Source organism: Streptomyces sp. NPDC001544, from assembly GCF_042894285.1.
GTDB lineage: Bacteria > Actinomycetota > Actinomycetes > Streptomycetales > Streptomycetaceae > Streptomyces.
On the sequence record NZ_JBIAVN010000005.1, the window covers coordinates 40,788 to 47,097 of the forward strand.

Sequence of the window (6,310 nt, forward strand, 5' to 3'; positions counted from 1 at the left end):
GTCGCGGCGGATGATCGCCGGGAGTGCCGGACAGGGCACCGGCCGGTGCCGCCCGGCTCCGGGCGGCGCGGTCCTTCGGCCCGACTTCGGCCGGAGGGACGCCCGGTGACTACATGTCGGGGCGGACGAGGGTGCCGGACCTGCCGTGGACGATCTCGTACGCCGCGTCCAGGCAGCCGATCGCGGCCAGGCCGCCGGTGTGCTCCACGAAGCGGGCGGCCGCCTCCGTCTTGGGCCCCATCGAGCCCTCGGCGTACCGCCCCTCGCGCAGCCCCGCGGGGGTCACGTCCAGGAGGGGGCGCTGGTCCGGGGTGCCGTAGTGGGCGTAGACGTTGGGCACGTCGGTGAGGATGAGCAGGAAGTCGGCCTTCACGTCCTCGGCGAGCAGGGCCGCCGCGAGGTCCTTGTCGACGATCGCCTCGGTACCGTGCAGGAGGCCCCCCTCCGCGGTCACGGGGATGCCGCCGCCGCCCGAGCAGACGACGAGGGTGCCGGTCGCCAGCAGTTCCCGGATGCTCTCCGTCTCCAGGATCCGCTCCGGAGCGGGCGAGGGGACGAGACGGCGTCCGGTGCCCGGGTCCCCGGTGTCCTGCCGGCCGCGCCCGCGGGCGAGCGACTGTGCCGGCCTGCGGGGCCGGGGCCGGCCGACGGGCTTCGTGGGCCGGTCGAACGCCGGGTCGTCGCCGCGGACGAGGGTGTGGGTGACCAGTGCGGCGACCCGGCGGCCCGGCAGCGCGTCCCGCAGCGCGCGGGCCAGGAGCGAGCCGATCAGGCCCTGCGTTTGGGCGCCGAGCAGGTCCAGCGGGTACGGGGCGCTCAGCGCGGGGTCGGCCGCGCTCTCCCCGGCGAGCAGACCGAGCTGCGGCCCGTTGCCGTGGGTGAGGACGAGGTCGTGGTCGTGGGCGAGCGGAGCGAGCGCGGTGGCCACCCGGACGACGTTCGCCCGCTGCAGCTCCGCGTCGGGGCCTTCTCCCCTCCACAGCAGGGCGTTGCCGCCGAGGGTGATGACGATGCGCATGGGTGTCGGTCCTTTGGGTGCGGGACCCGCCGGAGGCGTCCGCGAGGCCGGCCGCCGACGGGCGGAGATCGGCTCAGGCGTGCGGTACGACGGCCACCGGGCAGCCGACGTGATGCAAAACGGCATGGGCGACGGGACCGGTGTGGGCCCCGAGTCTGCCCGCGCCGGTGCGGCGGCCCACCACGACGAGCCCGGCGCCGGTGGCGGCACGCGCCAGTTCGCCGGCCGCCCGGCCCTCGACGACGGTCTCGGTCACGGGGACACCCGGATACTTCTCGGCCCAGGGGCGCAGAGCCGCGACGACCGCGTGTTCCCGGTCGGCGAGCCGCTCGGGACCGGGGGCGGCAGGCGAGACGCCCTCGGCGGGCGCCGCCTTGAAGACGTGGATCACCCGCAGCTCGGTGTCCCGGCGGTGGGCGGCGTCGAAGGCGAAGGCGATCAGGTCGTCGCAGGGGTGGGTGACGTCCAGGCCGAGGACGACGGCACGGTAGGGCGTCTCGGGGATCTCGTCCGGCGCCACACCGTCCACGGCGGGCAGATGCTCGTCGGCGGCGCTCCGCCCGGCGCGCACCAGCACCACGGGGCAGGCGGCGCGGCCCACCACCCGCTGGGACACCGAGCCGGTGACGAATCCCGCGGTGGTGCCCAGGCCTTGTGACCCGAGGACCAGCAGTTCGGCCCCCGCGGCCGCCGAGAGCAGCGCGGAGACCGCGGAGTCGCAGATCAGGCGGCCTGCGACGGTCAGCGTGGGGTGCGCGGCGCGGACGCTGTCGACCGCCTCCCGCAGAAGGCGCTCGGCCCAGTCGTGCTCGGTGCTGTCCAGGGGTACGTACGGCGCCGGACGCACATGCCGGTGCCAGGCGTGCACGAGGCTCAGCGCGGCGCCCTGGCGCAGCGCCTCATGGGCGGCCCAGTGTGCGGCCGCGAGGCCTTCGGGGGATCCGTCGACTCCCGCCGTGATGTTCCGGACCATGACGTGTCCCTCCCGTGCCCGGGCCGGTCAGCCCTCCTACCTCGAGCGTGCGCCTGGTGGACGCGTACGCCCAGGGGCCGACCGGCCCCCACGGCCGGGACGCCCGGTACCTGCCCGGCGCAGGCGTCGACGCCCCCGAGGGACATGTGCGGACCGCCCGGCGCCGACGGGCCCGTCCCGCGCGGCGCTCCCGGCTGGCGCGGACCCGGGGGCGCGGGCAGCGTGGACATACGGACAACGACTGCTGAGCGAGGTGGCCATGCAACCCCCTGAGCCGGTACCCCGGGTGGTAGTGGGCGTGGACGGTTCTCCGTCGTCGTATGCGGCGCTGCGCTGGGCGGCGCGGTACGCCCAGCTGGTCGGCGGGGCCGTGGAGGCGGTCCACGTCTGGGACACGCCGTCGGACGTGGGCTGGAGCGGGCCCGCGATCGATCCCGACTTCGATCTGCAGCAGGCGCGGGAGCGGTTCGCGCAGGAGCTGCGCGCCGTCTTCCCCGAGGAGCGCCCCGTCGACCTGGAGGAGTGCCTGGTGGAAGGCGATCCCTCGGAAGTGCTCATCCGGGCCTCCGAGGGCGCGGAGGTCCTCGTGGTCGGCGGCCGTGGACGGGGCAGGTTCGCCCGGGCGATGCTGGGCTCGGTCAGCCAGCGCTGCGCCCAGCACGCGGCCTGCCCGGTCGTCGTGGTACGCCAGGCGCACGAGCCCGCGCACTGATCCCACCCGTGCGGGCACACACCGTCGTGGGCGCCGGGCCCGAAAGGGCAGGCGTTCGGCCCTCGCGAAGGGACCATCGGCACTGGTGCGCGGGGACGGCCTGTTCGACAGTGGACCTGGGAGCGGTACCCATCCCCCGCGGTACCGCTCCCTCCCGTGTGCGAAGAAGCTCCCGTGCACGAAGAAGCTCTCGTCATGCGCAGAAGCTCTCGTGCACGAAGAAGGCGGAAAGGACCATCCGCTTCTCGCGGATCCGGATTGCGCGGTGCGCGGTGCGTGGCCGCTTCCCCGCGTCTGGTGGCGGTCCTTTCCGCCACCACCATGGAACCACCGTCCGGCCGTCGGCACGAGGGCCGGGCGGTCCTTCCGGGGGATCCACCCGGCCCCTTGCGAGGACGCCGGCCGTGTCCGTCGTGGGTGGGTCACCACACGTCGATGCGGCGGCCCGTGAGGGCGGTGATCTCGATGCGCACCCAGACATCACGCTCCCCTCCGGCCCACGGCGTGGTGTAGACCCGCTCGGCGAGGCGGCGGACGGTCTCCGGGTCGGTCACCGTCTCGGCGGGTCCGCGCACCAGGACGCTCCAGCCCTGGCTCAGCGCGTCGTCGACGCGGTCGACCTCGAAGGCCACCTCGTGGCCGAGCCCCCGGATGGAGACCGAACCGGGCTGGGTGCGGAAGACGATGGCGTCGTCGACGACGCTGTAGTTGACGGGTACGACGACAGGCGCCTCCTCGGTGGAGACCGCGAGCCTGCCCACGCCGTGTGTCGACAGCAGCCGACGGCACTCCTGCTCACCCAGTTCGCTCAGACGTGGGGCGCGCGCGGCGTGTCCGATCCCGGGCGGCAGGTCGATGTGACCGCCGCCGAGCTCCGTGAGACTGGTCCGCAGCGCCCCGGCCAGCCTGAGCAGGGTCCCGGAATCCGGTGCGGCGGTGCTGTGCTCCTCCAGATGCGCGAGGTAGCCGGGGGCCATGCCCGCCCGGAAGGCCACTTCCTCCCGGGTGAGACCCAGTTCCCTGCGCCGCCGCTCGATACGGCGTCCGAGGTCGCCCTGGGGAGGCCGGTCCGCCGCGGTCGCCGTCGTCTCTTCCCGTGCTGTCCGTTCCGCCATGACCGCTCACTCCTCTCGTCCCGGAATGTTCGATGTGTTCACCAGGGCCGGTCCTCCCGGCCCCGGCTCGCCGAAGGCCCGGTCACGACCGCTGCGGCACCACCGCGACCGGGCACTGGGCGTGGTGCAGCAGCGTGTGCGCCACCCGGCCGAGCTGCAGTCCGAAGCGGCCCGGCCGGCGGCGGGCGCCGATGACGACCAGGTCGGCGGCGGCCGAGCGGTCCACGAGCACCTTGCGGGCCGTTCCCTCCACCGTGGTGCGGCGCACGCGGAGGCCGGGAGCCGCTGCCGCCGCGTCGTCGAGGAGCCTGTCGAGCTGGGCGGAGGCCCGCTGCTCGTGCTGGTGCGCGGGGGTCCCGGTCAGCAGGGGGTGGGCGGCGGCCTCGTGCGCGGGGCTGCGCCAGGCTCGTACGACGTCGAGTACGCATCCGCGTGCCTCGGCCTCCTGGAAGGCGAAGCGCACTGCCTCACCCGCGGTGTCCGGATCCCCGGCGCCGAGCAGCACCCGTTCGTGCGTGCCGGCCAGCCCCGCCCGGTCCCCGCGGACGACGATCACCGGGCAGTGGGCGTGCGCGGCGACGCCCAGACCGGTCGAGCCGAGCAACAGCCCCTTGATCTCGCCCCGGCCACGTGCTCCCGTCACCACGGCGAAGGCGTACTCGCTCTCGTGCAGCAGGGCGTCCACCGCTTCCTCGGGGAGGATGTCCGTGGCGGTCTTCACGTCCGGGTCGCGCAGCCGGGCCCGCTCCGCCGCCGAGGCGACGACGTGCTCGGCCATCACCTGCTCGGAGGGGCGCTCCCGGTTATCCGACGGCATCACCCCTTCGTAGCGCTCCCACAGGGAGGCGTACACCAGGCGCAGCGGCAGGCCGTGGCGGGCGGCCTCGTCCACCGCCCAGTCGATCGCCGTCAGGCTGGACTCCGATCCGTCGACACCCACGACCAGGGGCAGTTCCGTCATCGGGCTCACCACCTTCCGTCGGGCCGCCGGGCAGGCAGCACGGGCTCCCAGTCCCACCGTCGCACGTGCCCGGGTCCGGTGGTGAGGGCCACCCGGCCCGGTTCGGGCCCACTCAGCCCATGGGCCGGGCGGGCCGGGCGCGGGCTTCGCCGGTGTGGGCCGATCGGCCCCCGCGTGAGGACCGGGCGGCCCGTGGTGCCGGGCGCCGCTCCTGCGGAGGCTGGAGTCAGCAGCCCTCCGCCGTCCGGCGGTGACGACGAAAGGAGCCGGAGCGATGACCTCCACCACCACCCTGGCCGCGGCCCTCCCGGCCGATCAGCGCGATCGGCTGATGCGCTTCGCCCACGAGGTCTCCTTCCCCATCGGCACCCGCCTGTTCGAGGAAGGCCGGCGCGCCGACCGGTTCTGGATCATCCGGACCGGGACCGTCGCCCTGGATCTGCGGGTACCCGGGCGCCGCGCCGCCGTCATCGAGTCCCTCGGCCACAACGAACTCGTCGGCTGGTCCTGGCACTTCCCGCCCTGCATCTGGCAGCTCGGTGCCGAGGCCACCAGCCCGGTGCGTGCCTGGGAGTTCGACGCCGACGCCGTTCGGGCGGAGTGCGTGAGCGACCCCGAGTTCGGCCGCGCCATCGCCGCATGGGTCGGCCGCGTGGTCGCCCACCGTCTGCACGCCGCACGCATCCGGCTCCTCGACCTCTACGCCCCCTACGGCAGTGGCAGCCGGTCCTGACACCCGGGAGGAGACCATGCCCAGCAGCCCCTACACCGTCAGCGACGTGATGACCCACACCGTCGTGGCCGTGGGACGCGACGCCCCGTTCAAGGACATCGTCCAGCTCATGGACGAGTGGAAGGTCAGCGCCCTGCCCGTGCTGGAGGGTGAGGGCCGCGTGGTCGGCGTCGTCTCCGAGGCCGACCTGCTGCCCAAGGAGGAGTTCCGGGACAGCGACCCGGACCGGTTCACCCAGCGACAACGTCTCGACGACCTCGCGAAGGCCGGAGCGCTCAGCGCGGGCGAGCTGATGTCGGCCCCCGCCGTCACCGTGCACGCGGACGCACCGCTCGCCGAGGCCGCCCGCATCATGGCTCGACGCAAGGTCAAGCGGTTGCCCGTCATCAACGACCAGGGCCTGCTCGAAGGGGTCGTCAGCCGCGGCGACCTGCTGAAGGTGTTTTTGCGCGGTGAGGAGGAGATCGCCGACGAGGTGCGCCACGAGATCGTCGACCGTCTCTTCCCCGCCCCCGTCGAGCCGATCCTGGTGGGGGTCCACGACGGCGTCGTCACCCTCACCGGCCGCATCCGGGACACCTCGCTGGTACCGGTGGCCGCCCGCATGGTGCGTGCCGTCGAGGGCGTGGTCGATGTCGAGTGCGACCTGACCGCCGGTTCGATACGCAGCGATCCACGCTGATCCGGCTGGTGGTGGGGGGGGGGGGGCGCCCCGCCCCCCCCCCCCCCCCCCCCCGGGGGGGGCGGGGGGGGGGGGGGCCCGGGCCCCCCCGTACGGGTCCCGCCGGGCGGGGGCCA

The 6,310-nt window shown here is 74.6% G+C and carries 7 protein-coding genes; 3 read left to right on the forward strand and 4 right to left on the reverse strand.

The features are described 5' to 3' along the window. Positions 1-109: 109 nt before the first annotated feature. A complete protein-coding gene (locus ACFY0F_RS15225; RefSeq protein ID WP_388793296.1) occupies positions 110-1,018 on the reverse strand; it encodes a carbamate kinase in 909 nt (302 codons plus the stop codon). 73 nt (positions 1,019-1,091) lie between these two features. Continuing rightward, the gene (locus ACFY0F_RS15230) at positions 1,092-1,991 is read right to left on the reverse strand and encodes a universal stress protein (RefSeq protein WP_388793298.1); all 900 of its coding nucleotides are present in this window, start codon (positions 1,989-1,991) and stop codon (positions 1,092-1,094) included. A 259-nt stretch (positions 1,992-2,250) separates the two neighbouring features. Between ACFY0F_RS15230 and ACFY0F_RS15235 the strand changes: the two genes are divergently transcribed. Further along, positions 2,251-2,703, forward strand: a complete 453-nt coding sequence (locus tag ACFY0F_RS15235) for a universal stress protein (protein WP_388793300.1) — start codon at positions 2,251-2,253, stop codon at positions 2,701-2,703. A gap of 422 nt (positions 2,704-3,125) precedes the next feature. Here the strand turns inward: ACFY0F_RS15235 and ACFY0F_RS15240 are convergent, their stop codons facing one another. Beyond that, complete coding sequence (locus ACFY0F_RS15240; protein ID WP_388793302.1) at positions 3,126-3,818, reverse strand: helix-turn-helix domain-containing protein; 693 nt, start codon at positions 3,816-3,818, stop codon at positions 3,126-3,128. An 82-nt stretch (positions 3,819-3,900) separates the two neighbouring features. Further along, the gene (locus ACFY0F_RS15245) at positions 3,901-4,779 is read right to left on the reverse strand and encodes a universal stress protein (RefSeq protein WP_388793304.1); all 879 of its coding nucleotides are present in this window, start codon (positions 4,777-4,779) and stop codon (positions 3,901-3,903) included. A gap of 274 nt (positions 4,780-5,053) precedes the next feature. Between ACFY0F_RS15245 and ACFY0F_RS15250 the strand changes: the two genes are divergently transcribed. Beyond that, a complete protein-coding gene (locus tag ACFY0F_RS15250) occupies positions 5,054-5,512 on the forward strand; it encodes a cyclic nucleotide-binding domain-containing protein (RefSeq protein ID WP_388793306.1) in 459 nt (152 codons plus the stop codon). A gap of 16 nt (positions 5,513-5,528) precedes the next feature. Beyond that, complete coding sequence (locus tag ACFY0F_RS15255; RefSeq protein WP_388793308.1) at positions 5,529-6,194, forward strand: CBS domain-containing protein; 666 nt, start codon at positions 5,529-5,531, stop codon at positions 6,192-6,194. Positions 6,195-6,310: the final 116 nt, after the last annotated feature.

What these genes read in the sequence shown, in the direction of transcription:
- ACFY0F_RS15225 (WP_388793296.1), bottom strand. Translation starts at nt 1,018, where the DNA reads ATGCGCATCGTCATCACCCTCGGCGGCAACGCCCTGCTGTGGAGGGGA.
- ACFY0F_RS15230 (WP_388793298.1), bottom strand. Translation starts at nt 1,991, where the DNA reads ATGGTCCGGAACATCACGGCGGGAGTCGACGGATCCCCCGAAGGCCTC.
- ACFY0F_RS15235 (WP_388793300.1), top strand. Translation starts at nt 2,251, where the DNA reads ATGCAACCCCCTGAGCCGGTACCCCGGGTGGTAGTGGGCGTGGACGGT.
- ACFY0F_RS15240 (WP_388793302.1), bottom strand. Translation starts at nt 3,818, where the DNA reads ATGGCGGAACGGACAGCACGGGAAGAGACGACGGCGACCGCGGCGGAC.
- ACFY0F_RS15245 (WP_388793304.1), bottom strand. Translation starts at nt 4,779, where the DNA reads ATGACGGAACTGCCCCTGGTCGTGGGTGTCGACGGATCGGAGTCCAGC.
- ACFY0F_RS15250 (WP_388793306.1), top strand. Translation starts at nt 5,054, where the DNA reads ATGACCTCCACCACCACCCTGGCCGCGGCCCTCCCGGCCGATCAGCGC.
- ACFY0F_RS15255 (WP_388793308.1), top strand. Translation starts at nt 5,529, where the DNA reads ATGCCCAGCAGCCCCTACACCGTCAGCGACGTGATGACCCACACCGTC.